Origin of the sequence: Aedoeadaptatus acetigenes (assembly GCF_025566985.1) — a bacterium.
In the GTDB taxonomy this organism is placed as follows: Bacteria; Bacillota; Clostridia; order Tissierellales; family Peptoniphilaceae; genus Aedoeadaptatus; species Aedoeadaptatus acetigenes.
Genome location: NZ_JAOQJD010000009.1, coordinates 1 through 25,043, shown reverse-complemented (window position 1 = coordinate 25,043; position 25,043 = coordinate 1). Strand labels below are relative to the sequence as shown.

The window sequence follows — 25,043 nt, the reverse complement described above, 5'->3', positions numbered from 1 at the left end:
ATGACTTGGCGCAAAAATTTCCATTGAATTTCACGAAAGCGAAATCAGCATTTAGCGTGGACCTATAAAATCGAGTAAGCATTTTGCTTACTCGATTTTTCGTGCAATGAAACACGAACAAATTGAAAAACAAGAAGAATATTATTTTGATTTCGCAAAGTCCGATGTCGTGGCCGCTTTTCTCTTTTCCATAGATTGACTATAATAAGAAGCAGGAGGAAGCTATGATACTGAAAACCACCGCACAAACCGAAGCTTTCGGTTTGTATTTAGGAAAAAAATTAAAAGCCTACGACGTTCTGGCTCTCGTCGGGGACCTGGGCACGGGAAAGACCACCTTCGTCAAGGCCTTGGCCAAGGGCATGGGCCTTTCCTCGGAGGTGACCAGCGCCACCTTCGCCATTTTAAATATATACGAGGGGGAACTGCCCCTTTACCATTTCGACGTGTACCGTCTGAAAGACGAAGATGAATTTTTCGACATGGGCGGGGAAGACATGCTGGACTCCGGCGCCGTCTGTGCCGTGGAATGGGCGGACATTATCGCGGACAGCCTCCCGGAGGATGTGTTGCGCCTGCAATTTACGCGCGTCGACGAAGATACGAGGGACGTGAAGGCCACAGGCTTCGGTCCTCGGGGAAAGGAACTGGAAGAGGAGGTGGCGGCTTATGAAAATTCTCGCCTTTGATACGGCCACCATGGAGACCACCTGCGCCCTCACGGAAGACGGAAAAGTCGTGGCGGAAGCCTCGGTAAACAGCCGCGCGAGCCACTCGGAAGGGCTAATCAATATGATTCAAAACATGCTTTGTGCGGCGGGCTGGGCCATGGAAGATGTGGATCTCATCGCCACCGGAGTGGGCCCCGGCTCCTTTACGGGACTCAGGATCTCCGTGGTCCTCGCCAAAGTCCTCGGCCGCACACTGGATATTCCCGTCGTCGGCGTCTCCACCTTAAAGGCCCTGGCCCGGGAAGTGGCCACCGACGGCGTGGTGATTCCCCTATTCGACGCGCGGAGGGAGCGGGTGTACGCCGCATTCTTTGAAAAAAAGGGCGAGGGGCTTGTGCGCCTGAAAAAAGACGACGCCTACCCGGTGGAATCCATTATAAAAGAGGCCCCCGAGGGAGCCATTTTAATCGGCGACGGCCTGAAGAAGTACCGGGACGCGTTTTCTGCGCGGGAAGATTTCATTCTCTATCCCGATCACCTGTCCCGGGTGTCGGCGGCAGCCATCGCCTTTGAAGGCGCTCAGCAGTTTGAAGAAGAAGGACCGTCCAATCCCTATGCCCTGGAGCCAAATTACCTACGGCCCACACAGGCCATGCGAGAATACAGGAGGAAACATGGAGAATCTCTCGACGCGCGAAGCGACGGTTGAAGATCTGGTCGACATTATGGCCATTGAGGATGAAAGTTTCACCGCGCCCTGGTCCCGGGACAGCTGGGAGCGGGAGCTGAACAATCCCCTCACCTATTACGAAGTGCTCCTTTACCACGACGTCATCATCGGCTACGTGGGAGCCTGGCTTTTAGGGGATCAGGCCCACATCGGCAATGTGGCCGTGGGCGGCGAATTTCGATCAAACGGCTACGGCCGTTACATGATGAATCATTACCTTTTCGCCGTTTACGAAAAGGGCATGACCTCAGCCACACTGGAAGTGCGGGACGACAATATCCCGGCCATTAATCTCTACGAATCTTTGGGCTTTCAATTGGAAGGGGTACGAAAAAATTACTACGCCCACGTGAAGCGCGACGGGCTGATTTATTGGAAGAGGTGGTAGTATGTTGACACTGGGCGTGGAATCGTCCTGCGACGAAACCTCCGTGGCTGTCGTACGAGACGGCCGGGAGATTTTGTCCAATATGATTTCATCACAAATCGAAATTCACAGGCTCTTCGGCGGCGTGGTGCCGGAGATCGCATCCCGCAAACACGTCTCCGCCATTTTGCCCATGCTGGATCTGGCCTTGGAAGAGGCGGGGATTACCATGGAGGATGTGGATCTTATCTGCGCCACTCGCGGCCCGGGGCTCATCGGCGCCCTTCTCGTAGGCCTTACGGCGGCGAGGGGGCTGGCCCTGGCGAGTCACAAGCCCTTTGTGGGGGTGAACCACATTCGGGGCCACATCTGCGCCAATTACCTGACCCACAAGGATCTCGAGCCGCCCTTTGTCGGGCTCATCGTTTCCGGGGGCCACAGCTATTTGATCCACGTCACCGACTACGTGGACTTCACCCTCTACGGCAAGACGCGGGACGACGCCGCCGGCGAGGCCTTCGACAAGGTTGCCCGGGCCATGGGCATCGGCTACCCCGGCGGGCCGGTCATCGACAAGCTGGCGAAAGAAGGCGAGAAGACCTACGACCTGCCTCGGGTCATGTTGGAAGCGGACAGCTACGACTTCAGTTTCTCCGGCCTTAAGACCGCCGTATTAAACGAATTGAATCAGGCGAAGCAAAAAGGCGAGGAAATTCGCGTGGCGGATATGGCCGCATCCTTTCAGGCCGCCGTCATCGACGTCCTCGTGGAAAAATCTTTCCGCCTGGCGAGGGAACTCGGGGAGAAGACCATCGTTCTCGCCGGCGGGGTCAGCGCCAATTCGGGCCTCCGCGCCGCCATGGAAAGCCGCGGGGAAAAAGAAGGCGTGGCCATTTACTACCCGGATCCCATCCTCTGCACCGATAACGCCGCCATGATCGCCTCTGTGGGCTATTACAGCCACTTAAAAGGCGAGGCGGGCTCGGTCTATGCCGATCCGAATCTGGGCCTGGAATAAAAGAAAATGACCGCAGCGAAAAGGCTGCGGTTTTGTTTTGCCTATGTTAAGCTGAGAATGAGAATAGACGAAGATGCGGGAAAAATAGTGCACGAGCGGGCAAAAAGGCGACAATCCCCGACAAATAGACGGATCTTAGAGATTGCGGCGATCGACGCGAGGGGATTCGGGAAAACGTGTATAAGCCTGTGGATAAGGTGGATAACTTTTTTAAATTCGGTGAATAAGGGCCATGAGCTGTGGACAGATCTGTGTATACTGTGAAGAACATGTGGATTAAAAAAACAAAATATGAAAATAAAGAGAGACTGAAAATGAGAACGAGACAAAAAGGGGAAGAAAGGGAAGCTTAATAAAGGGAAGGCGTTTTTTTCCTTTTTTCTTTTCCCCGCGTTAAATTCTTGCCTTGAGGGCGGATGCACCGCCTTTATTTCCCTTTGTCTATGAATCGGCGGGCATCCATTGCGCCGGCGAAATCTTCGAGGAGAATTCAGGGCGTTTCTTCCAATAAAAAAACGACACGTCGGTGCCGTTTTTACTCTTCTTCCGCCGAAAGGGCGAACCACTCGTCGTAGAGGGCGTCCAATTTTTCTTGGGTGGCATCCCGCTTTTGAGAAAGCTCCAACGCCGCCCGATGGTCTTCGTAGGTGGCGGGATCCGCCAGGGTTTCATCCATGGATTCGATCTCCGCCTCCAGGGCGTGAATCTCGGCCTCCGTATCCCGCAAGGCTTTTTTTCGCCGGCGGGCTTCCTTTTGTTCCTCTCGGGATTTTTTCTTTTCCTTCACGATTTGCGTCTTCGTGATCTCTTCTTCCTCTTCCTCCACGGTGTGGGCATCTTCCCATTTCTTCAGGAAGTAGGTGTAGTCTCCGTCCACCATAAAGGTGCCCTCCTCGGAAAGGCAGACGATCTTTGTCGCCACTCGATCCAGGAAGTAGCGGTCGTGGCTAATGGTAAGAATGGTGCCCGTGTAGTCCTTCAAAGCCGCCTCCAAGGATTCCTTGCTCTCGATGTCCAGGTGGTTGGTGGGCTCGTCCAAGAGGAGGAAATTGGCGCCTGAGAGCATAATGATTAAAAGAGACAGCCGCCCCTTTTCCCCGCCGGAGAGATCGCCGATGCGTTTGTCCAAATCGTCGCCGGTAAAGAGGAAGCGGGCCAGGTAGGCGTGAATTTGAAAGCGGTCCAGCTTCGGATAGCGGTCCCAGAGCTCTTCCGCCACGGTTTTATTTGCGTCCAGGGTCTTCATTTCCTGATCGAAATAGGCGATGGTAACGCCTTTTCCCAATTGCACCTCGCCGGATGTGGGGGCGATTTCGTTCATGATGATTTTAAACAGGGTACTTTTTCCGATGCCGTTGGGCCCGATGAGCCCCACCCGCTCCCCTTTGTAAATGGGGAAAGTGACGTCGTCGAAGAGTTGCTTCGTGGGAAAGGATTTCGAGAGATGCTCCGCGTGGAGCACATCGCGGCCGCTTTCCGTGGCCGGCGCGAAAGAAAGGAGCAGGTTTTTTTCGCCCTTCACATCTTCCAGCCGCTCCATCTTGTCCAATTGTTTCTGCTTGCTTCTCGCGGCCCGCACGCTTTTTTCCCGGTTCCAGGAGGCGAAGCGCTTGATCATTTCCTCTTGGCGCTTAATTTCCTTCTGCTGCATCACATAGGCGTGGCGCATCTGCTCTTCCTCTTCCTGCCTGCGGCGCACGAAATTGGTGTAATCTCCCTGATAGCTTTTCACCACACCGTCTCTTAAATAGAGAATGCGATCCACAATGGCGTCTAAGAAGTAGCGGTCGTGGCTGATAACGACCACGGCGCCCTTAAAGGCCTTTAAAAACTTTTCCAGCCAGGCGATGGAATCCATGTCCAGGTGGTTGGTGGGCTCATCCAAAAGGAGGAGATCCGGCTCGTGGAGAAGGAGCTTGGCCAGGGCCAGGCGGGATTTTTGGCCCCCGGAGAGATTTTCCGCCGGCATCGCCATTTCCTCTTCGGAAAAGCCCAGGCCCCGAAGGGCGCCGGTGACGGCACTCTCCCGGCTGTAGCCGCCGCTTTTTTCGTAGCGATCCACCAACACCTGGTAGCGGGCGATGTGTTCTTCCAGGGCCTCGCCCTCGAGATGGGCCATTTCCATTTCCATGGCGCGGAGCCTTTCTTCAAGCTCGATCACCGCCTGAAACGACGCCATGCACTCGTCGTAAATGCTGGCCCCTTCGGTGACGGCCACGTGTTGGGCCAAATAGCCCACCTCCAAGTCCTTGGTGGTGGAAATGCTTCCCCCGTCCGGGGTGAGCTCCCCGGCCAACATGGCCATAAGGGTGGTTTTGCCGCTGCCGTTGTTTCCGATGAGCCCGATTTTTTCTCCCGCTTCGATTAAAAATCCCACGTCCTTTAATATGGGGTCGATGTAAAACGTCTTTTCTAAGCCTTGTGCCGATACGATTGCCAAATGCCTCTCCTCCTTGCTAAAAATATCATAGCAGAAAAGGGCGGGGAGAAAAAGTCGGCGAAATAGCGGAAAAAGCTTTTCAATTGATGGTTTTTTTTGTATACTAGTCCTTAGAGTTAGATAAATTCATAACACTCTTCCGAATAGAGACAGTGAAAGGTGATAAATTTGGCTATACGTAAAGGAAAAGTTTCAGAAACCGTCATAAGAAGGCTTCCGAAATATTATAGATATTTAATCGAATTGGATGATCGAGGCGAAGACCGTATTTCTTCCCAAGAATTAAGTGAGTTAACGGGATTTACGGCGTCACAAATTCGTCAGGATTTAAATAATTTCGGCGGCTTCGGCCAACAGGGCTACGGATACAAGGTGGCCGTATTAAAGTCCGAATTGGAAAACATATTGGGCATTCCGACCATTTACAAAACCATATTAATCGGCGCCGGTCGCTTGGGGACGGTCATTTGCAATTACAAGGGCTTTTTGGACAGCGGCTTTGAAATCGTCGCCATGTTCGACCGAGACGAGCGGGTTATCGGCTCCACCGTGGGCAATCAAGTGGTTCGTTCCGTCGACGAATTGGAACAGTTTATGAAGGACCATGAAGAAGTGGAAGTGGCCATTTTAACCGTGCCGAAAGAAGGGGCTCAAGCCATTGCCGATCGCCTGGTTGAAGCGGGCATTCGCGGCATTTGGAACTTCGCGCCGGAAGATTTGGAGGCGCCGGAAGGGGTCATCGTGGAAAATATTCGTCTCACGGACAGCCTCTTGACATTGAGCTATTACTTAACGGAGCGGGATCGCTAGGCCGGTAGGATTTACGAGCGGGCAAATGCCTCGCTCTTATTTTTTTGGAAGGAGGAGCACGTGTTCGATCCGGTGATGACCATAAAAAGCGGGCAGTTTCACCATTGGGAAGAGGAGAAAGATAGGATCTGTGCCGTAAACGGAAAAGACGCCTTTTTTCTCAAAGCAGGGGAGTGCATTTCAGGAGACAGGGCCGCCGCCGAGATTTTTTTCGACGAGGGCCACGATTACGCCCGAGCCGCCGAGCTGGTGCGAAGCGCCGAGGATTTAAAGGATCTCGCGCCCTATTTATCCCTTCGGATTTTAAAGCAGGATCCCTGGGAAGCCGTCGTAGGCTTTATCCTCTCTTCCAACAACAATCTCTTTCGCATTCGAAAGACCGTCTTGGATCTTTCGAAAAACTACGGAAACAAACTGGCGGAGGCCCATGGCCTTGTAGCTTACAGCTTGCCGGCACCGGAAGTGATGGCGGACCTTTCTTCGGATGCGCTGCGCGCCCTCGGAGCGGGCTATCGGGATAAGTATTTAATCGAGGTGGCCCACATGGTGGCCGCGGGAGAATTCGACTTACACTGGCCCTATGAATTAGCGTATAATGAAGCCAAGAAGTATCTGATGCAGCTTCCCGGGGTGGGGCCCAAAGTGGCGGATTGCATTTTGCTCTTCGGCTACGGAAAAAAAGACGCCTTTCCCGTGGACGTGTGGATCGCACGTGCCATGAAACGCTTCGGCGAATTTAAAAGCAGAGAGGCCGCGTCGGATTACGCCATTGAGCGCTTCGGCGAAGACGCCGGCTACATTCAGCAGTTGTTATTTATGGACCAGCGAAGGAGGGAAACATGATCGGCGTATTGGCCAATTCAGGAGCTGTGTTTATTTTGTCTCTAATCGGCGTTTACGTAGGACAGCGAATTTCCGATAAAGTACAGACCCAGGTCATGACTGCGCTGGCGTTGTGTGCGTCGATTATGGGGATTCAAATGGGCATGAAGGCGGATCAATTTATCGTGGTGATTCTGTCGATGGCCCTGGGGACAGGCATCGGCGCTGCATTGGATATCGACGGCGGCTTGGCCCGCTTCGGCGAAAAAATCGACAAGCGCTTCGAAAAGGCCGGCACGGAAAACGGCGGGCCCATGACGGCGGCCATTCAGGCGAGTCTACTCTTCTGTGTAGGTGCCATGGCCATCGTAGGCTCTCTTCAGGCGGGCGTTTCCGGAAACAATGACACGCTGCTTATTAAAAGTGTGTTGGACGGTCTTACCGCCCTGGTGATGGCGGCGGCCTTGGGCATGGGGGTCGGTTTTTCCGCCCTGCCCCTTTTCATCTACCAAGGGACCATGGTGCTCTTTGCCCACGCCATTGCCCCCTACATTTCAGACGCTCTGGTGGCGGATCTCACTTCCGCCGGAGGAATCATGGTCTTCGCCATCGGCCTGGGGCTTATGGATATAAAAAAGGTGCCGGTGGCCAATATGCTTCCGACCTTTGTCGTGGTGATTATTGCTCGGGCTATTATGGGAATGTTTATGTAAAATATAAAAAGAGAGTGAAAATCCATTAAAAATCGAGGGAGGCAAGCCTTCCTCGATTCGCCTGACAGATCCGAAAGGGTCTGTTTTTTATTGTCCGAAATAATAAAAATGTTTGTTGTTGTAGTAATCCAGGGATTTTACAAACTGTTGAACGGCGTCAAATTCCTCGTCTTTCGAAAAAAGGTAGCGCCCTTCGTTTTTAATCACCTGATCGTTGACCACGGTGACCTCTGGCAGCTTCTCTTCCATAATCTGCATGTATTTCGGGCCCGTCCAGCCCAGGTACCGGAAGGTATAATTCATTAAATATTGGGGCGACAAATCGGGCCCTTCGCCGAGGAAGGGCTTCTGCATCTTTTCTTTTAAGGCGCGATTGGCCCACAGGATGTAGGGGGTGCGGCAACGATTTAAATAGCCGCTTAATTCCCCGGCGCCCCCGCGAGGCGATAGGAAAGATGAAGGCGGGGGCGCTTCAGCCAAATCAGAAAAGCGACGATAAGAACCATCAAGACGACGGAGGGAACAAAATAGGGCGGCAACACCGGGCTGAATTGATTGGCCACCATTTTTGCGCCTTCTCTCGCCGTGGCCAAGTCGGCGAATTTAAAATTTTCGTAGCGGTAGTGGAGCTTCGATGCCTGCACCACGCCCATAAGGGCGACGAGAAGAAAGAGGGCGGCGGCGCTTGATCGGATTTTTCCCAGGGCAAAGTAGAAAAACAGGGCTATGAGAAAAAGCGGAAGAAAATTATAAAGGACGACGGTTTTCTCTTGAAAAAAGAGCAAGAGCAGATCGGGCGTCATGTCCGTGACGGTAAATGCAAAGGAAAGAACCAGGGCGATGGTTGTGACGAGAAACAACAGGATGATGTCGATAAGTAAGTCTTTGAATGCGGGCTTCATGGGCGACCTCCGAAAATAGGAAAGATGACGTGTTCAAGGTCATTATATCAGTTGAAGGCACAGCACAAGGATTATCCCATAGGAAAGAGAGAGACTCTATGCCTTAGGGAGTGCCGTTTCTTAAGCCCCTTGTGCAGGATCCGGTTACTTAACGATGGTGGAAAAATGAGGGTCATTCGATAGATACCGGGTCCGGTCAAGGGTCACGCTGTCGACAGACAAGGTAAAATCTGTCTCCAAGCCGGAAGAAGAATATAATTTCATCCGGCAAGTCCAGCCGTCGCGGTCTGAAAATTCTGCCTTATGAAACCGGAAGCTGTTAAGGAGCTTTACCAGCTTGGCGACTTGGTCCCTTTCCCTAATGACCTTTACATCTCCGGTAGTTCCATCTTGGATTTCAATAGAATCTACCCGGGCCGGGTCCAATAAAAAGAGCTTGTCCAGCCGAATATCTGAAAAAAGCTCTCTCCCATTGTAGAGAATTTGGACCAGCTGGCAGACAAGCAGGGGCTCATTTCCTCCAAAGTGCCCGTCAGCATGGCCCTTCATCAATCCATTAGCCTTTACAAAGAGGACAGCTTCCCGGTCGACCCGGGGAATGTCGGAAAAATCCGAAAAGCCTGTGCTACTCAAAGGGGCTTGGCTTTTGGCGCAGGATTTCTTTAGGAAAGTAGCAAGCGCCCTAGCTCCGTCAAGTCGGGTGACTTCATCATCCCCTCCTAAATTCCGGTCCATTATGGCGAGGTCCTTGGCCCAAGCCACCGGACCGGAAGATAAGTCAGTTTGGTAGTTGGCATCAGAATAATTCTTGTCCAGCTTAGACAAGGTCTCGGCCAGGTCAGACCAGGTCACCTGCTTTTGCAAGTTGTTTAGGTCCTCGGCCACCTCTTCTCCCAAGCAGCCCTTACGAAAACGGTAGTTCACTGCAGGGGTATACCATGGCTCTTTCATAGGGTCACGGCTTCCCCTATAAGCCCATACAGGATCCGATAGAATAAGACATAGTGCGGTAACATATAGGGCGAAGCGAATCATTTTGCTTTTCATGTCTAATCTCCTTATCTGATTTGAATTGCTCGTAACTCAGCTTGGTGAGATTCATTCAATGATGTGATACCCAAACATCGATCATAATTTGCCCGTCCGGCAGCAATCTTTAAAAAACTTAGATAATAGCCGGTCGTTTTGCTTTGGAGCTATGTGTAGGCATACCATTCAACGCCAGGATTTCCATACCGAGATGGGTTCTTCGCGTCAAATAAAAAGGTCGATAATTTTTCAATTCCATCTTCATGTTATTAAAAGTAGTATTTTTGCTTGCTCGATTAAGTCCAACTTTATGGGTCGCCCTAAGGAGTAAACTCCTCAATGGATAGCATAGAGCCGTTTTTTTGCGGAGAACATGGCGTAAGGGCGCAGATTTTGATAAAATATATTAAATAAAATGCAAAAAGGAGGCGCGAATGACATTAGGCGAACGTATCGCGAATTTACGAAAAGAAAAGGGCATGTCCTTAGAAACCTTGGCGGAAGCCATTGAGGTGCCCGCAGATGATTTGCGGGAATGGGAACAGGGCACGCAGGTGCCGAGTCGGGGCGAGCTCTTAAAGCTTTGCGGCTATTTTCACACGACCACGGCCTACCTCGAGGGCAGGGAAGAGGCGGGACCTGTGAAGCAGGACCGCTTTTCAAAGGCGGAGATTATTTTTATCCTGGACGGGGTTTTGTTCCTCTTGTGTTTTCTCCTGGCGCCTCTCTTTCAGTGGGTGGACTGCAAGGTGTATGGCCAATACCTTACTGATTCGAGGGAATACTTACAACACTTCCCCCTAAACATTCTCCTCGCCTTCGCCTGCATTATTTTCGTGGCGCAAGTGGGAAAGATTATTTACGACAAGGCGAAGGGATCCAGGTAACTAACTCAATCAGTCGAAGAACAAGTTCCCGTGGGGGCGGCCCCATTTCCTATATTCAGCGAATAATCGGATGAAAAATCCTTCGATTCAGAGAGAAACATTGAATTGGAAAGTCCGGTTGCCTCATTGCCAACTGAAATAGATAGAAAATGGGCGGCGAAAAAGATAAAATAACGGCAAAATACAAGGGAAAAGAAAGGAGGAACCATGACAATAGGAGAAAGGATTTACTCCCTTAGAAAAGAGCGGGGCATTTCCCAAGAAGAATTGGCAGGTTCCATTCATGTGTCCCGTCAAGCCATATCGAAATGGGAACAGGATTTGGCCGTGCCCGACACGAGCAATCTGCTGAAGCTTTGCACGTTTTTTGACGTGACCATGGATGATTTGACGGGGGAAGGAACCGTGGATCATGGCCGCAGAGGACAGAAAAAACTTTTTACGAGGCGCGAGATTATCCTTGCCATGGATGTCCTCTTGTTTTTAATCTGCTTTCTCTTAACGCCGGTTTATCAAGAGCTGGATTTTCGTCAGGACGGAAGTTGTTTCGCCAATCCCGTCTACTATGTAAGAATCTATCCGCTGAATCTCTTGTTTTACCTCGCCTGCGCCATTCTCGCGGTGCAAGTGGGAAAGATCATTTACGAAAAGACAAAGGATTTTTGGTAATTCCATACAAATAAATTTGCCCAACAAAAAGACCCCCAAAGGTTGGATTTGCTGTCCGACTTTTGGGGGTCAATGCATGTGGAGTCTTTTTTGTTAATTGTTTTGGGGTAAGAGGCGGTGCTTGAGATCCGCTTCCAGTGCTTCCAGTTCCCGCTTGGCCTTTTCTCTGTTTTCGTGGCCTTCGATTTGAATCTTACGCACCTCATCCAGCGCGGAGATCAGCTGCTCGTTGGTGTAGCGAATGGTGTCCACATCCACGATGCCCCGCTCGCTTTCTCTTGCCACGTTCACCGTGCTTTGGCGCAGAGTTTCGGCGTTTTTCTTCAGGAGCTGATTGGTGAGATCCGCCACTTTCTTTTGGGCTTCGGCGGCTTGCTCGGAATGATGCACGCCGAGGGCTAAAACCATTTGGTTTTTCCAAATGGGAATGGTGTTGACCACCGTGGATTGAATTTTTTCCGCCATGACCGTGTTCGATGCCTGTACCATGCGGATTTGCGGCGCCATCTGGAGGCTCACCATGCGGGTCAGTTCCAAATCGTGGATCTTTTTTTCGAAGCGATTGGCCATGTTTTGCAGGTCGTTGGCTTTTTGGGCTTCCAGGCTTCCCTCCGTGGCCGATGCCATAAGGGCGGGGAGCTCGCGATTTCTGACGTCTTCCAGCTTTTTGTTGCCGGCGAGAATGTACATGGAAAGTTCTTTAAAATACTTTTCGTTAAGATCATACATTTGATCCAACATGGAGATATCTTTCATCAAGGTGATTTGATGGCCTTCAAGCACCCGGGCGATGTCGTCCACATTTTTTTCCGCCTTGTCGTACTTGGCCTTCATGGCGGTCACCTTGTTGGTGGAGCGCTTCAAAAAGCCCTTCAGGCCCTTTTCGTCTTCGTCTTCAAAGCTCTTCAGCTCCGTCACCACTTGGGAAAGGAGCCCCCCCACTTCGCCGAGATCTTTCGTGCGCACGGAGTTTAGGGTTTTCTCGGAAAAGTTCGAAATCTTTTTCTGTGCCCCCACGCCGTATTGAAGGATCACCGAGGAATTGGTCAGGTCGATGGTCTTGGCAAATTCATCCACCTGCTTTTGCTCCGCCGCAGAAAGCTTTACTTGGGCCTCCACTTCCTTGGGTTCCAAGGTCAGTTCCGATTCGATGTCCGCGTCCGTGGTGCCGTCCAGGGTCAATTTGATTTCATCACTCATGGAATTCGTCTCCTTCCGATTCTTCGATGAGTCCGTCTTGCTTCATCACCGTTTCCATGACGTCCATCTCGGCATTGAGGTCCAAGAGGTCGTCTTTATACAAAGTGTCCAATAATTTTTCGTAGCCGTCGATGACTTTGTCCAGGGAGCGCAAAATATCGTCCATGGTCTTTCGAATGGCCTCGGTAATCACCGAGGAGGATTCAAACTGGAGATACCGCTCGATGAGCTTAATGGTGGTGGGGGTGTAGTAGTCCACAAATTTGTTTAAGCTTTCCACCCGGCCGGGATCCGTGTTCACCGCATGGCGAATGGCATCCAAAAGCTTCAAGAGGGCGGAAATCTTGTCCTTCAGGACGCCGTCGCCGGTGCGGTCCCGCTGCTCTTTTAGCGTCTTTTCGTAATCCTCCATGGCGGTGGCCCGATCGTCGTCCGTAGGCGCCTCCGTCTCTTCGATTTCCGGCACATTTTCCTTCACGGGAATGGTGCGGCCCATGTAATTGTCCTTGTAGGCCTTGTAGGCGGCGTGATCGATGAGGAGCAGATCGCCTCCTTCCACCAGGCGGGCCTGGGGCAGGTAGTCTTTTCGGATCATGTGATTGATTTCGGCGGCCACCGTTTGTTGAGGTTTATTCAGCGCCGTGACCAGGTCTTCTGTGGCGAGGACCGATTGGTCCTGAATCTCCCGGCGAATGCGGAAGAAATCCCGCGCCAAAATCATATTGCGCTGGCTGACGACGGTGCCTGCGGCGAATACCACAGCCGAGATCATAAGAAAGAGGAACGCGGCAATGGTGTCGGAGGAGAAGACACCATAGGCGATGTCGTCGATAAAGACCATGAGGGCGCAAACAAAGGAGCTCAAGGCCGAAAGTCCGGCTGCATTTCTCAGCCAGAACCAGGTGTTCGGCGCCGTCACTTTCTGCTTTACCTTGGCGGGATCCCGGTTTACGGGAAGGCGCACAGGCTCCTTCGGACCGAAGCCCTTTTTCACCCCCCGCATCAGGGCGCCGGCGCCCATTTTCGAGTAATGGATGGCGCTTTCCACGCTTTTTTCTATGACATCGGCCACGTCCTGAAAGTCGTCGTCTTCCATGGCGCGGTCCACAAATTTTTCAATGGCATTTTTATCTTTCAATCCCGAAACTCCTTTCACGCCTTGTTTTTATCCAAAGCAGTCTACTTTAAGTTTAGCATAAGGCAAAAAATTGCGGGGAGTTTTTTCGCCTTTTAAAAAATCTTTACCGATACTTAAACATTAATTCTTTTGCCGAAAGCCTTGCAATTGTCCGCCCCATCTCCCATAATGGAAAGAAGTGAAATAATCAGATAAGCAAACTGAGTGGTCCGCGGGACTGCTTTTTTTTTGAAACGAGGAGGAACGTTTGAAATTTAATGAATTTAATCTGTCGGAAGCCATTTTAAAAGGCATCGAGGCCATGGGCTTTGAGGAAGCATCCCCCATTCAGGCCGAGAGCATGGCGCCTCTCTTAGAAGGCAAAGACGTGATCGCCCAGGCCCAAACGGGCACGGGCAAAACCGCCGCCTACGGCATTCCCATGCTGGAGCGGGTAGAAAAAAAGGGCCCCCTTCAAGGCCTGGTGCTCTGCCCCACCCGTGAGCTGTGTCTGCAAGTGGCCAACGAGCTGGCCAATTTAGGCGCCTACAAAAAAGGCGTGAAAATTCTCCCCGTCTACGGCGGCACCAGCATCGATCGGCAAATCCGCGCCTTAAAAGGCGGCGTGCAAATCGTCGTGGGCACGCCGGGGCGGGTCATGGACCACATGCGCCGAAAAACCCTGCGCTTCGACGACCTCGCCGTGGCCATTTTGGATGAGGCCGACGAAATGTTCGACATGGGCTTTCGCGACGATATGCGCACCATTTTAGACGAAACGCCGGAAACTCGCCAGACCTGTTTCTTCTCCGCCACCATGGAAAAAGACATTATGGATTTCTCCCGTAAATTCCAGCGGGATCCGGAGATCATTCGCATCAAGCACAAACAGCTCACCGTGGAAAACATCGAGCAATACTATTTGGAAATGAAGGCATCCATGAAGCCGGAAATTTTAAGCCGCCTCGTGGATATTTACGACCCCACCCTGGCCATCGTCTTCTGCAACACGAAAAAGCGGGTGGACGCCCTGGTCAGCGAAATGGCATCCCGCGGCTACGCCGTGGACGGCCTCCACGGGGATTTGAAGCAAAACCAACGGGACGCCGTCATGAAGCGCTTCAGAAATTCCTCCATCGACATGCTCGTGGCTACGGACGTGGCGGCGCGGGGGATCGACGTGGGCGACGTGGACATGGTGGTGAACTACGACCTGCCCCAAGACGAGGAATACTATGTGCACCGCATCGGCCGCACGGCGCGGGCCGGGCGCAAGGGCCTGTCCTTCTCCTTTATCGTGGGCCGGGACATCTACAAGCTGGAAGACATCGTCCGCTACACCAAGGCCGACCTCGCCTACATGGAACTGCCCACCATGGAGCAAATGGACGTAAACAAGCGGGAAAACTTGGAAGGCAAAGTGGCCGAGATCTTGGACGCCGATGCGGACCTTTCCGAGTACAAGCCCATGGTGGAAAGCATGCTCCGCCTGGAATACGGCGCCGTGGAAATTTCCGCCGCCCTCTTAAAGCTTTTAGACGACAGCACCCAGTCGAAAAAACACGACGCATTGGATGAGGTGGACTACGGCAAGAAATTCCGCGCACGGGGCCTGAGAAAAGACCGCAAGGGCAAAGAGAAAAAGGGCAAGGGCAACAAAAAGCGCTTCTCCAATAACGCCAAACTCTACATGGACAAAGGCAGAAAAGACGGCATCACTCCCAAAGCCATCCTCGCCATCTTTAAAAAAGAAACAGACCTCGGCGCCGACGTGGTGGGCAATATCTTAATTCGCGACCACCACACCGTGATCGAAGTGCCGAAAAAAGCTGCCAAAACCGCCATCGAGCAATTAGACGGCATTAAGAGCCGGGGAAAAACCTATCACGTGCGGGCGTACAGAGATTAAATTGAATTTACGCGCAATAAAATAAGGCCTCGCGGGGCCTTATTTTTGTGTCTTGATTTCGCCGGTTTCGTAAAGTTTTGCCAGGGTTGTGAGCTCTTTAATGGTTTCCAACCCTTTTTTTCCGCCGTCGGTATCTTTCACAAGGCGTCTTTCCTCGTATTCCGTGACGAAGGCCAAGGAGGAAGTAACATCGATGTCGTCGGTAATGCGGCGCTCTTCGTCTTTCATGGGGCTGTGCGTGGCGAGGAGGATGCCGTAGGAATTGGAGATTAAAGTGTAGCCCGCCGTGCCCGTGGTCTTTCGGTAGGCGTGGGCGAAGCCGCCGTCGATGACGAGGACCTTCCCCTCGGCCTTCACGGGCTCTTCGCCTTTCATGCGCTTCACCGGGGTGTGGCCGTTAATGATTTTGCCCCGGTCCGGGTCGATGTGAAAGGCGCGGAGGATTTTTTCCGCGAAATCCGCCTCTTCTCTCAGGCGGTAGTAAGGATTCTTCTCTTCCTTGTGGGTGGCTTCGTCGGCAATAAAGTAGCGCTCGAAGGTGGTGATCCGCTCTTTGCCGAAAAGGGGCGAGGCTTCGCCGCACCACAAGTAAAACATGAGATCCGCCGCCGCTTTTTGCTTTTCGCCTCGGGCGAAGAAGCTGTCCCGTACGGCGGTATCGAAAGCATCCAAGAGCTCCCGGCCGGCCAGGGGCTTTCCTAAGACGGACGTGGGGGCAAAGTTGCCCGCCTCGTCTGTGGGCAGACAGCCGTGGAAGAGGAGATTGTCGTTTCGGATCAAGTACATGCTTCCCGATTCGATCAGAAAGCGAATGTGCTTCCGCAGCCGCTCCCCGTTGGTGAAGCTTTCCGTGAGACGGGCCGCCACCTGTTTTTCCTCTTCCGTAAAGGCGTAGGGATCGGCGGGATCCACCGTGGGAAAATCCGTGTCCAAAAGGGGATAGGTTTTTCCGCCCACTTCCACTGTGCCCGCCTCGAGGTCCATGCGGTGCAAGAGGCGCATACCGTCCATGCCGTATTCCGGATGTTTGGCGATGAGCTGGCCTTCCGCCTTAAATTGCAACACGGCCATGGCCTTGTGGAGCTTCGCCAAGCTTTCGTTTTGGGCCTCGTGGGGATCGGGATTTTTCGGATAGAAGGGCGCCGTGGCCTTGTATTTTCTCGCGTAGCGCACCAGAGGCATGAGATTGATGCCGTAGCCGTCTTCGATGGTGTGAAGCACATTGTAGCGCAAGGCGATGCGAATCACATTGGCGATGAGGGCGAAATTCCCGGCGCAGGCGCCGATCCAGGCGATGTCGTGATTGCCCCATTGAATGTCCACCTTCGGCGAGGCCATGAGGTAGTCCATGATCTTTTCCGCCTCCTCGCCTCGGTCGTAAATGTCGCCGATGACGTGAAGGGTGTCTACGGCGTAGCGTACGGAAAGATCCGCCAAGTCGCGAATGTAGATTTCCCCTTCGCCGTAGGCCACGATTTTTTCGTGGAGGGTCTTCACATAGCCCGCCTTGTGGCGCAGCCCGGCCTCTTCTAATAAAAGGAGATTCAAAATCTTCTTTCGGTCGACCGGGAAAGTGGCCTCGATTTGATCGTGGTCGTACTTCGCCGCCACCCGCTTCGCCACGAGAATGAGATCGGCCAGGGTGGTCTTTAAAAGGGCGTCGTAGTCCTCAGGCGCCATGGCTTCTTTTAAAAGCTTCAGCTTTTCTTCCGGGTAATACAAAATCGTGGCCAGACGCTTTCTGTCTGCTTCGGATTTTTCCGGGAAAAGTTCGTCGATGTAGCGGCGCAGCACCCCCGATGCGTTTCGAATCACGTGGGTAAAGGCCCGGTACTCCCCGTGGAGATCGCTGACGAAATGCTCCGTGGGCTTCGGCAGGTTCAGACCGCTTTCAAGTAAGAGTGCCTCGGCCAGGACCCGGTCTCGAGACGGGTACTTCTCGGCCAAGAGGCGGTAGTAGTTTTTCTGTAATTGGGATAATTGCTCCATAGTCCCCTCCTTACTTGTCCTATACCCAGTTTTGGGGTATAAATGAATAGAAAAGAAAGAGAGGCGACTATGGATTTTAAAGAGAAAATCAGAAGCATAAAAGACTACCCGAAAGAAGGCATTACCTTTCGGGACATTACCACCCTTTTAAAAGACGGCGAGGCCTTTCGCGAAGCCATCGACGCCATGAAGGATTTGGTGAAGGATGAAGCCATCGACAAAGTGGTGGGCATCGAAGCACGGGGATTTATCTTGGGCGCGCCACTGGCCTACGATCTCGGCGTGGGCTTTGTGCCCATCCGAAAGCCTGGCAAGCTTCCCGCGGACACTCACTCCGCCGAATACGAATTGGAATACGGCTCCGACACGGTGGAAATGCACGTGGATGCCATCGAAAAAGGAGAGAAGGTACTCATCGTCGACGATCTCTTGGCCACCGGCGGCACGGGAAGCGCGGCGGTGGAAATATGTAAAAACGCCGGCGCCGATGTCATCGGCTGCTTGGTTTTGATCGAGCTCGACGGATTAAACGGCCGGGACAAAATGCCCGTGCCCGTCTACTCCCTTATGGAATTTCCCGCTTAGGCAATAAAAAAACGGCCCAAAGGCCGTGGAGCGGGTGAAGGGAATCGAACCCTCGCGATCGGCTTGGGAAGCCGAGGCTCTGCCACTGAGCTACACCCGCATAAGTAAACTGTATTTTACTCCTTCCAAGGAGGCCTGTCAAGATCGGCGGAGGGGCCCGGAGCTTTTCGAAAAAGCGCACAAAAAACGGCCGAGTCAAGGCCCGAGATTTTAAGAAAAGAGAGAGCATCGGCGCCTCTCTTTTTTTTGCGGATGAAACACCATGAAAGCGGTGCAAATCATTTTCCCGCAAGCCGGAAGATATGTAAAAAACATAACGAGTCGCGGTTAAGAGGGGGTAAAAGTCCCGTTTCTGATTGTGTAAAAAATAATTATCCCTAATTCATGGGACTTGCTCGAATATTTTCTTGAAAGATAATTAACAAATTTTCACCAAATCTATTGACGCGCCTGTATTTATATTTTATAATGCAGATAGAAGTTGGAAAACAATTGCAAAACAACCGAGCAAGCAGAACATATCTATAAGGGAGGCTATATAATGAAAAATGTCGTCATCGCAAGTGCAGCAAGAACACCCGTGGGTTCCTTCGGGGGCGCATTCAAAAGCGTAAGTGCCGTCGATTTGGGCGTTGTTGCAGCAAAAGAAGCCATCGCACGCGCAGGCATCAAAGCAGAAGATGTCGATGAAGCCATCATCGGCAACGTACTTCAAGCAGGTCTCGGCCAAAACGTGGCTCGTCAAGTAATCCTTCACGCAGGTCTGCCCGAAACCACGCCGGCAATGACCATCAACAAGGTTTGCGGTTCCGGTTTACGTGCCGTATCCCTCGCAGCACAAATCATTAAAGCAGGCGACGCCGATATCGTATTGGCCGGCGGTACCGAATCCATGAGCTGCGCACCCTTCATCTTAAACGACGCTCGCTGGGGCGCTCGCATGGGCGAAAAGAAACTCGTCGACGAAATGATTAAAGACGGTCTGTGGGATGCATTCAACGACTACCACATGGGCGTTACCGCTGAAAATGTATCGAAAGAATACGACGTCACCAGAGACGATCAAGACGAAATCGCCGCAGTCAGCCAACAACGTGCAAGCAAGGCCCGTGCAGAAGGCATCTTCGACGAAGAAATCGTTCCGGTAGAAGTTAAAGGCCGCAAGGGCAAAGTTACCGTCGTCGACAAAGACGAATACATCCGCGACGGCGTAACCAAAGAAAGCATCAGCGGCATGAAGCCCGCATTCATTAAAGACGGTACCGTTACCGCAGCCAACGCATCCGGTATCAACGACGGCGCTGCCATGGTTATCGTTATGAGCGAAGAAAAAGCCAAAGAATTAGGCGTTGAGCCCATGGCTAAGATCGCCAGCTACGCATCCGCAGGCGTCGATCCCAAGATCATGGGTACCGGCCCGATCCCCTCTTCCAGAAAAGCAATGGAAAAAGCCGGCTGGGAATTCTCCGAACTCGACCTCGTTGAAGCAAACGAAGCTTTCGCAGCACAAGCAGGCGCAGTTGCTAAGACCTTAGGCCTCGACATGGAAAAAACCAATGTCAACGGCGGGGCAATCGCCATCGGTCACCCCATCGGAGCTTCCGGTGCACGTATCCTCACCACCCTCTTATACGAAATGAAACGTCGCGACGCCAAGAAGGGTCTCGCTACCCTCTGTATCGGCGGAGGTATGGGTACCGCACTTACCGTCGAACGCTAATCGGGATTAACTGAAAGGAAGTGCCATAGTGGACTTTCAATATCTGATTGTCGAAAAACAAAACGCCATTGCCACGGTCAAGGTCAATAAGCCCAAGAGCTTAAACGCCCTGAACACCGAGGTATTAACCGAATTAAACCGCTGCTTTAGCGCCCTGGAAACGGACGATGAAGTAGCCGTCGTGATTCTCACCGGCGAAGGCAAGGCCTTTGTCGCCGGCGCCGATATTTCTGAAATGCAACCGCTTAATGCGGCAGAAGCCCACGCATTTGCAAAACTCGGCATGGATACCTTTATGTTAATCGAACGGCTTTCCAAGCCCGTTATCGCTGCAGTAAACGGCTTCGCCCTGGGCGGCGGCTGTGAACTGTCCCTCGCCTGCGACATTCGCATCGCTTCCGAAAAAGCCGTCTTCGGCCAACCGGAAGTGGGCCTCGGGATCACCCCGGGCTTCGGCGGCACCCAACGCCTGCCGAGAACCGTCGGCGTCGGCATCGCGAAAGAATTGATCTACACGGCCAAAAACATTAAGGCCGACCGCGCCTATGAAATCGGCTTGGTCAACGCCGTGGTCGCACCGGAAGAATTGATGAACGAAGCGATGAAACTCGCCGAAACCATCGCATCCAAGGGTGCTCGCGCCGTATCCTACGCCAAGGGCGCTATTGTAGACGGTCTGCAAGCGGACATTCAAACGGGTATGGACATTGAAAAATCGGCCTTTGCTCTCTGCTTCGCCACCGAAGATCAAAAAGAAGGCATGGGCGCATTCCTGGGCAAACGGGCTCCGGAATTTACAGGTAAATAAACAATCTTTAAATAGAGAACAGGAGGAATTCTTATGAAAATCGGAGTTATCGGTTCGGGTACTATGGGTCTTGGCATCGTTCAAGTTGCCGCACGTTTCCACGAAGTCGTCATCAAGAGTAGAAACCTTACCGACGAAAAGATCGCAAAGATCATGGGCAAGGTAGAAAAAGCTTACGCGAAGAATGTTTCGAAAGAACGCATGACGCAAGAAGACATGGACGCTGCCATGAAACGCATCTCCATCGTGGAAGAATTTAAAGACCTTTCCGACTGCGACATCGTTATTGAAGCCGCTTCGGAAGATCCCGAAGTTAAAAAAGACTACTTCAGACAATGCGACGAACTTTGCGACGCAAAGACCATCCTCGCAACCAACACCTCTTCCTTGAGCATCACCGACATCGCTGCAGTGACCAACCGTCCCGCAAAAGTTATCGGCATGCACTTCTTCAACCCGGTTCCCGCAATGAAATTAGTTGAAATCATCTGCGGTCTGCACACCGACGAAGAAACCAAGAAGACCATCATCGACTTAACCAACGAAATCGGCAAGACTCCGGTCGAAGTCGAAGAAGCTCCCGGCTTCGTCGTAAACCGCATCTTGATCCCCATGATCAACGAAGGTATCGGCATCGTCGGCGACGGCGTCGCTTCCGTTGAAGACGTGGACACCGCCATGAAATTAGGCGCAAACCACCCCATGGGCCCCTTGGCTTTAGCTGACTTAATCGGCTTGGACGTTTGCCTCGCCATTATGGACGTTCTCTACAACGACTACCACGACAGCAAATACCGCGCACACGTTCTTCTGCGCAAAATGGTTCGCGGCGGCAAATTGGGTCGTAAGAGCGGCGAAGGCTTCTACAAATACGACTAATCTATTCAAATTGAGGCTTTCAAGAGCTTCTGTCATACAAAATCGGGTAGGCTTCGGCCTACCCTTTTTTTGCGGAAATTTTTGTGAAGGGGAAAAACAACTGGCGATCGGACATGAAGCGGGTGGATTTCTTGCAACAAAAAAGCGAGGGCTGCCTAGAGTGACCCCATAAAGTTGGACAAAATCGAGTAAGCATTTAGCTTGCTCGATTTTGTTTTACATAACATTCGTTCTATGCGGATTGCATGCGTTCACGGTATTGTTTCGGACTCAGGCCTCCTAACTTTTCTTTGATTCGATCGTTGTTGTAGTAGCGGATAAAGCACTCGATGGTCCGGACGAGTTCTCCCCGACTTCGGTAAACATATCCGTCGTAGATTTCTCTTTTCAGGATGCTGAAGAAGTTTTCCATGGGTGCGTTGTCGTAGCAGTTGCCTTTTCTCGACATGCTTTGGAAGATGTGGTGTTCTTTCAGCATGGCTTGATAGGCGGTCATTTGGTAGCCCCACCCGCGATCGGAGTGGAAGGTGCGGCGGTAGGGGCAGCCGCTGGTTCGTTCGATGGCTTCTTCTAAGCCTTGTAGCATGGTGACGCCGTTGGGCTGATCGGAGAGGACGTAGCTGATGATTTCCAGATTGTACATGTCCATGTACGGATCGAGGTAGAGTTTCTTTGTTTGAAGTTTCCCTGCTTTATCTTCGACGTAGTATTTGAATTCCGTGGTGTCGGTGGTAATTTTTTGGTAGGGGATGGAGGTGTTGAAGCGGCGGTTGATGCGATTCTTCTTGATTTTACCGACAACGCCTTTGTAGGAGTTGTACTTCTTGTATTTCCTGCCGTAGGCGCGGACTTGAAGGCCCATGACCTGAACCAGCCGTTGAACTTTCTTTTTGTTGATCGCCCATCCCCGGTTCTTCAGCTCCAGATGGATCCTTCGATAGCCGTAGTCTTTGTGTTCGCGCCGTATGGCCAGGATCTCGTCTTTCAAGGCTTGGTCCTTATCTTCTTCGTTCCACTTTTTCTGCCAATACATGAAAGTGGATTTTGGAAAGTTGATGGCGGCGAGGATCTCGGTTAGTTGGAATTGTTCTCGGAGTTTGGCGACGATCTTCGCCTTTTGTTCGTTTTTTCTTCCCTCGCCAAACTCCTTAGCTGCTCCCAGAACATCTTTTGAATGGTGAGTATTTCGTTCTCCGCTTCTAATTCTTTGATGCGATTTTCCAATGCCTCCCGTGTGGAAGCATCAAGATCTTCACTCGACTTTGAAGGATTTGGTGCTTGATTGCGGTCGCTCGTTTCGTAGCGTGTGATGGCTTCTAACTTAAACTCTACACTGTACGCACGATTATTTCTAGAGCGCATTAAGCCTTCATCGCCAAATTGTTTGTAATTGTTCACCCAGCGTCTGATCTGCGATTCGCCGATTTGATACTTATTTTCTAAGACGGGATAGCTTGTCTTCCCGGACAGGTATTCTTCGACGATTTTCTTCTTCAATTCATAACTGTATTTTGCCATTAAAAGACCCCCAAAGGTTGGATTTCTTGGTCCAACTTTTGGGGGTCAGTGCAGACAATTATGTATGACAGGGCCTTTTTTTATTTACTCAATCTAATTTAATGATTTAAGATATCACAAAGTATTATAGTTAACTTTTCTAACTATGTAAACCAAAAATAGTGTCTTGTGAAACTGATGTAAAAACGCACAAAAAGTGGAAAAAAATCTTGAAAAGTGGTACCATTTGATGTATATAGGTTCTCTTTCTTTGGAAAAGAACTTCTTTGTATATAGGATGTCGCTGAGGAAAAGAAAGAAAAGGAGGAAATAATGTTAAAATGTAAAAAAATAACAGCATTTTTTTTAGCTTGTTTAATGTTGTTAGGTACAATTGTACCAATTGGAGATGCATTTGCACAGGGAGCAAATGAGTTAACAAAAACAAGAGTTAGTAGGATAGAAGTCAAAGATCGAAAAGGTAATACCATTGATCTTAATGAGAAAATTGAGGAAGATAAGGACTGTAGACTAGAAATAGACTGGGATGCCAGTGAATATGGAGCAGATATTAAAGAAGGAGACTATTTTAATGTCACTCTTCCTAAAGGTTTTAAGGCATCAAAAAGCAACTTTGCAGTACGTACTCTTGATGGAGTGCAAGTTGCAAAAGCACAAGTAAATAACCTTAATTCTGAATTGGGAGGGGGTACTCTAAAGGTAGTATTTACAAGCCTAGCAGAGGATAAAACAGATGTAAAAGGTAGTATTGCTATCGAAGGTAGCACACTACATAAAAATAAGCTTAATGAATCGAATATAGCAAAGTTAAAGTCTCCGACATATAAAGAAAGCAGTATTAGTGTAAAAAAGATTTGGAAAAATGAAAAAGGATTTGAAATAGATGCACCAGAAGAAAAAATAGAAGTAGAACTATATAAGAATGGCGTAACGACTGGTGAAAAATTAAAATAAACTAAAGAAAATAACTGGATAGGCGTGTTTGATGTTTCGGGAACAAATGATGAACTTGCAGAATATTCAGTAAAGGAAATTGGAGAAAGTAAGCACTCTGTTTTAATAAATGACAACAGGTATAGAGTAATTTACGAAGGAGATGCAAAAAATGGCTTTGTAGTTACTAATAAAGTTTCAAAAGGGATTGTGTCCTATGCAAAAATTCCATTCGGTAAGATGATTATTCTTCCTACAGTGAGTCCAGAGAAAGAAAAAGAGAATCTTTTAGATTTGATGAATGATCAACCAGATAGTTGGACGTTTAAGTATAAACTTGAAGAACTAAAAGATAAAGATACGGTTATCAAAACATATGATTACATCACATTAACAGTAGAGAATTTGGTTAAAACTAATAAACAAGATTTTTATGATGATTTGTCTTACTATCTAGATAGGGAAGTAACAAGTCTAGATGATTTAAACAATCAGGAAATCAGTCGAGCATATACTTTAGCTAGACAATATTTATTTTCTGGATATGGTTATGCTGAGTTCTATTTGGAAGATAAAATATTAGAAGAGATTGATGGCTATACTGAGGATTATTTATTTAGAGTAACAGAACTTCCAAGTGAGTATTCAGACATTGTAGATGATCAATACAATGAAAGATATTACTATGTAAAAACAACCATTGAAAATGATGGCACTTATCAAACATATTGGAACTGCGCAGAATCATATGAAAAATTGGATAGAGAAGACAATGCTCAAAATAGACAAGATAATCTATTTGAAATTTTCAAAAGTTTTACTGGAGAAGATTTAAAGGAGTATATGGGATACGATACCACATCTGTAAGGCAAGCTCAGTCATTACCATCCCGTTGTGCGTTTTATAATAAATTAAAAAAAGCTGAAGATAAAAAAATATCTATTCCTGTAAAAAAAATATGGAAAAATACTGATGGCACTGAAATAGATAGTGTTGAAGAAAAAGTAGAAGTAGAATTATACAAAGATGGGAAAGCTACTGGAAAGGTAGTTACACTTAACGATGCTAATGAGTGGACCGCTTCCTTTGGACAAATAGAAGATACAGAAAATTCAAGTGTAAGTAAGTATACAGTTAAAGAAATTGGTGAAAAAGACGGAAGAATTGAAATAACCAATGATGCCTTTTTAGTAACTTATTCTGGGGATATTGAAAATGGCTTTACCGTTGAAAATAAATATATTAATGAAGAGAGGGCTTATGTGCCTATTGGTAAACATATAATTTTACCGAAAGGAACAGCAGATCAAAAAAGAGAAAATCTTT

General features: G+C 50.1%; 25 protein-coding genes and 1 tRNA gene. 16 read left to right on the top strand and 10 right to left on the bottom strand.

What is annotated here, in order from left to right; translation table 11 throughout:
• The first annotated feature begins 224 nt into the window (after positions 1–224).
• The 4 genes from tsaE to tsaD are packed head-to-tail and all read left to right on the top strand — an operon-like array spanning position 225 to position 2,786.
• Complete coding sequence (tsaE, locus tag OCV31_RS06085; RefSeq protein ID WP_148473452.1) at positions 225–689, top strand: tRNA (adenosine(37)-N6)-threonylcarbamoyltransferase complex ATPase subunit type 1 TsaE; 465 nt, start codon at positions 225–227, stop codon at positions 687–689.
• Positions 670–1,380 (top strand): tRNA (adenosine(37)-N6)-threonylcarbamoyltransferase complex dimerization subunit type 1 TsaB, encoded by a 711-nt coding sequence (tsaB, locus tag OCV31_RS06080; protein WP_148473450.1) that lies wholly within the window; start codon positions 670–672, stop codon positions 1,378–1,380. Before tsaE ends, tsaB begins: the two co-directional genes overlap by 20 nt.
• Complete coding sequence (gene rimI, locus OCV31_RS06075; RefSeq protein ID WP_267303836.1) at positions 1,346–1,789, top strand: ribosomal protein S18-alanine N-acetyltransferase; 444 nt, start codon at positions 1,346–1,348, stop codon at positions 1,787–1,789. The genes tsaB and rimI overlap by 35 nt, the downstream gene beginning before the upstream one ends.
• Position 1,790: 1 nt before the next feature.
• Positions 1,791–2,786, top strand: coding sequence for a tRNA (adenosine(37)-N6)-threonylcarbamoyltransferase complex transferase subunit TsaD (gene tsaD / locus OCV31_RS06070; RefSeq protein ID WP_148473446.1), 996 nt, complete (start codon positions 1,791–1,793; stop codon positions 2,784–2,786).
• A 535-nt stretch (positions 2,787–3,321) separates the two neighbouring features.
• On the opposite strand, the gene OCV31_RS06065 is transcribed toward tsaD, so the two are convergent.
• Positions 3,322–5,226 carry an ABC-F family ATP-binding cassette domain-containing protein gene (locus OCV31_RS06065; RefSeq protein WP_148473444.1) on the bottom strand — a complete coding sequence of 635 codons (1,905 nt, stop codon included), beginning with the start codon at positions 5,224–5,226 and terminating at the stop codon, positions 3,322–3,324.
• Between the two features lie 168 nt (positions 5,227–5,394).
• On the opposite strand from OCV31_RS06065, the gene OCV31_RS06060 reads away from it, so the two are divergent.
• Genes OCV31_RS06060 through OCV31_RS06050 form a run of 3 tightly spaced genes read left to right on the top strand, consistent with a single transcriptional unit; the run spans position 5,395 to position 7,571 of the window.
• Positions 5,395–6,036 carry a redox-sensing transcriptional repressor Rex gene (locus OCV31_RS06060; RefSeq protein WP_148473442.1) on the top strand — a complete coding sequence of 214 codons (642 nt, stop codon included), beginning with the start codon at positions 5,395–5,397 and terminating at the stop codon, positions 6,034–6,036.
• Positions 6,037–6,096: 60 nt separating this feature from the next.
• Positions 6,097–6,879 (top strand): DNA-3-methyladenine glycosylase family protein, encoded by a 783-nt coding sequence (locus tag OCV31_RS06055; protein ID WP_148473440.1) that lies wholly within the window; start codon positions 6,097–6,099, stop codon positions 6,877–6,879.
• Positions 6,876–7,571: a DUF554 domain-containing protein gene (locus OCV31_RS06050; RefSeq protein WP_148473438.1), complete on the top strand. Its 696-nt coding sequence runs from the start codon at positions 6,876–6,878 to the stop codon at positions 7,569–7,571. The genes OCV31_RS06055 and OCV31_RS06050 overlap by 4 nt, the downstream gene beginning before the upstream one ends.
• Before the next feature lie 87 nt (positions 7,572–7,658).
• On the opposite strand, the gene OCV31_RS06045 is transcribed toward OCV31_RS06050, so the two are convergent.
• From OCV31_RS06045 to OCV31_RS06035, 3 genes are all read right to left on the bottom strand, one after another.
• Positions 7,659–8,051 (bottom strand): hypothetical protein, encoded by a 393-nt coding sequence (locus OCV31_RS06045; protein ID WP_267303835.1) that lies wholly within the window; start codon positions 8,049–8,051, stop codon positions 7,659–7,661.
• A complete protein-coding gene (locus OCV31_RS06040) occupies positions 7,991–8,473 on the bottom strand; it encodes a hypothetical protein (protein ID WP_148473434.1) in 483 nt (160 codons plus the stop codon). Before OCV31_RS06040 ends, OCV31_RS06045 begins: the two co-directional genes overlap by 61 nt.
• A gap of 144 nt (positions 8,474–8,617) precedes the next feature.
• Positions 8,618–9,520: an S-layer homology domain-containing protein gene (locus tag OCV31_RS06035; RefSeq protein ID WP_148473432.1), complete on the bottom strand. Its 903-nt coding sequence runs from the start codon at positions 9,518–9,520 to the stop codon at positions 8,618–8,620.
• Between the two features lie 416 nt (positions 9,521–9,936).
• Between OCV31_RS06035 and OCV31_RS06030 the strand changes: the two genes are divergently transcribed.
• Entirely contained in the window at positions 9,937–10,389 is a 453-nt protein-coding gene (locus OCV31_RS06030; protein WP_148473430.1) for a helix-turn-helix domain-containing protein, read from the top strand.
• A 207-nt stretch (positions 10,390–10,596) separates the two neighbouring features.
• Positions 10,597–11,058, top strand: a complete 462-nt coding sequence (locus OCV31_RS06025) for a helix-turn-helix domain-containing protein (protein WP_148473428.1) — start codon at positions 10,597–10,599, stop codon at positions 11,056–11,058.
• 93 nt (positions 11,059–11,151) lie between these two features.
• Here OCV31_RS06025 and OCV31_RS06020 read toward each other — a convergent pair whose 3' ends face one another.
• Together OCV31_RS06020 and OCV31_RS06015 are read right to left on the bottom strand one after the other, a co-directional pair.
• A complete protein-coding gene (locus OCV31_RS06020) occupies positions 11,152–12,258 on the bottom strand; it encodes a toxic anion resistance protein (RefSeq protein ID WP_148473426.1) in 1,107 nt (368 codons plus the stop codon).
• Positions 12,251–13,396, bottom strand: coding sequence for a 5-bromo-4-chloroindolyl phosphate hydrolysis family protein (locus OCV31_RS06015; RefSeq protein WP_148473425.1), 1,146 nt, complete (start codon positions 13,394–13,396; stop codon positions 12,251–12,253). Before OCV31_RS06015 ends, OCV31_RS06020 begins: the two co-directional genes overlap by 8 nt.
• A 247-nt stretch (positions 13,397–13,643) precedes the next feature.
• Between OCV31_RS06015 and OCV31_RS06010 the strand changes: the two genes are divergently transcribed.
• Complete coding sequence (locus tag OCV31_RS06010; RefSeq protein WP_267303834.1) at positions 13,644–15,284, top strand: DEAD/DEAH box helicase; 1,641 nt, start codon at positions 13,644–13,646, stop codon at positions 15,282–15,284.
• A 39-nt stretch (positions 15,285–15,323) separates the two neighbouring features.
• Here OCV31_RS06010 and OCV31_RS06005 read toward each other — a convergent pair whose 3' ends face one another.
• The gene (locus tag OCV31_RS06005; RefSeq protein ID WP_148473423.1) at positions 15,324–17,273 is read right to left on the bottom strand and encodes a fructose-1,6-bisphosphatase; all 1,950 of its coding nucleotides are present in this window, start codon (positions 17,271–17,273) and stop codon (positions 15,324–15,326) included.
• 69 nt (positions 17,274–17,342) lie between these two features.
• On the opposite strand from OCV31_RS06005, the gene OCV31_RS06000 reads away from it, so the two are divergent.
• Positions 17,343–17,858: an adenine phosphoribosyltransferase gene (locus OCV31_RS06000; RefSeq protein ID WP_108832029.1), complete on the top strand. Its 516-nt coding sequence runs from the start codon at positions 17,343–17,345 to the stop codon at positions 17,856–17,858.
• Between the two features lie 26 nt (positions 17,859–17,884).
• On the opposite strand, the gene OCV31_RS05995 is transcribed toward OCV31_RS06000, so the two are convergent.
• Positions 17,885–17,958, bottom strand: a tRNA-Gly gene (locus OCV31_RS05995).
• Positions 17,959–18,396: 438 nt separating this feature from the next.
• Here OCV31_RS05995 and OCV31_RS05990 point away from each other — a divergent pair.
• The 3 genes from OCV31_RS05990 to OCV31_RS05980 are packed head-to-tail and all read left to right on the top strand — an operon-like array spanning position 18,397 to position 21,265.
• Complete coding sequence (locus OCV31_RS05990; protein ID WP_148473569.1) at positions 18,397–19,578, top strand: acetyl-CoA C-acetyltransferase; 1,182 nt, start codon at positions 18,397–18,399, stop codon at positions 19,576–19,578.
• A gap of 28 nt (positions 19,579–19,606) precedes the next feature.
• Positions 19,607–20,386, top strand: coding sequence for an enoyl-CoA hydratase-related protein (locus tag OCV31_RS05985; protein WP_148473421.1), 780 nt, complete (start codon positions 19,607–19,609; stop codon positions 20,384–20,386).
• 33 nt (positions 20,387–20,419) lie between these two features.
• A complete protein-coding gene (locus OCV31_RS05980) occupies positions 20,420–21,265 on the top strand; it encodes a 3-hydroxyacyl-CoA dehydrogenase NAD-binding domain-containing protein (protein WP_148473419.1) in 846 nt (281 codons plus the stop codon).
• 232 nt (positions 21,266–21,497) lie between these two features.
• Here OCV31_RS05980 and OCV31_RS05975 read toward each other — a convergent pair whose 3' ends face one another.
• Together OCV31_RS05975 and OCV31_RS05970 are read right to left on the bottom strand one after the other, a co-directional pair.
• Positions 21,498–22,427, bottom strand: a complete 930-nt coding sequence (locus OCV31_RS05975) for an IS3 family transposase (RefSeq protein ID WP_267303844.1) — start codon at positions 22,425–22,427, stop codon at positions 21,498–21,500.
• Positions 22,340–22,783, bottom strand: coding sequence for a helix-turn-helix domain-containing protein (locus OCV31_RS05970; protein ID WP_267303832.1), 444 nt, complete (start codon positions 22,781–22,783; stop codon positions 22,340–22,342). Before OCV31_RS05970 ends, OCV31_RS05975 begins: the two co-directional genes overlap by 88 nt.
• A gap of 312 nt (positions 22,784–23,095) precedes the next feature.
• On the opposite strand from OCV31_RS05970, the gene OCV31_RS05965 reads away from it, so the two are divergent.
• Together OCV31_RS05965 and OCV31_RS05960 are read left to right on the top strand one after the other, a co-directional pair.
• Positions 23,096–23,737, top strand: a complete 642-nt coding sequence (locus OCV31_RS05965; protein WP_148473417.1) for an Ig-like domain-containing protein — start codon at positions 23,096–23,098, stop codon at positions 23,735–23,737.
• Positions 23,738–23,761: 24 nt separating this feature from the next.
• On the top strand, positions 23,762–25,043 hold a 1,282-nt coding region (locus OCV31_RS05960; RefSeq protein ID WP_148473415.1), incomplete at its 3' end, for a Cna B-type domain-containing protein.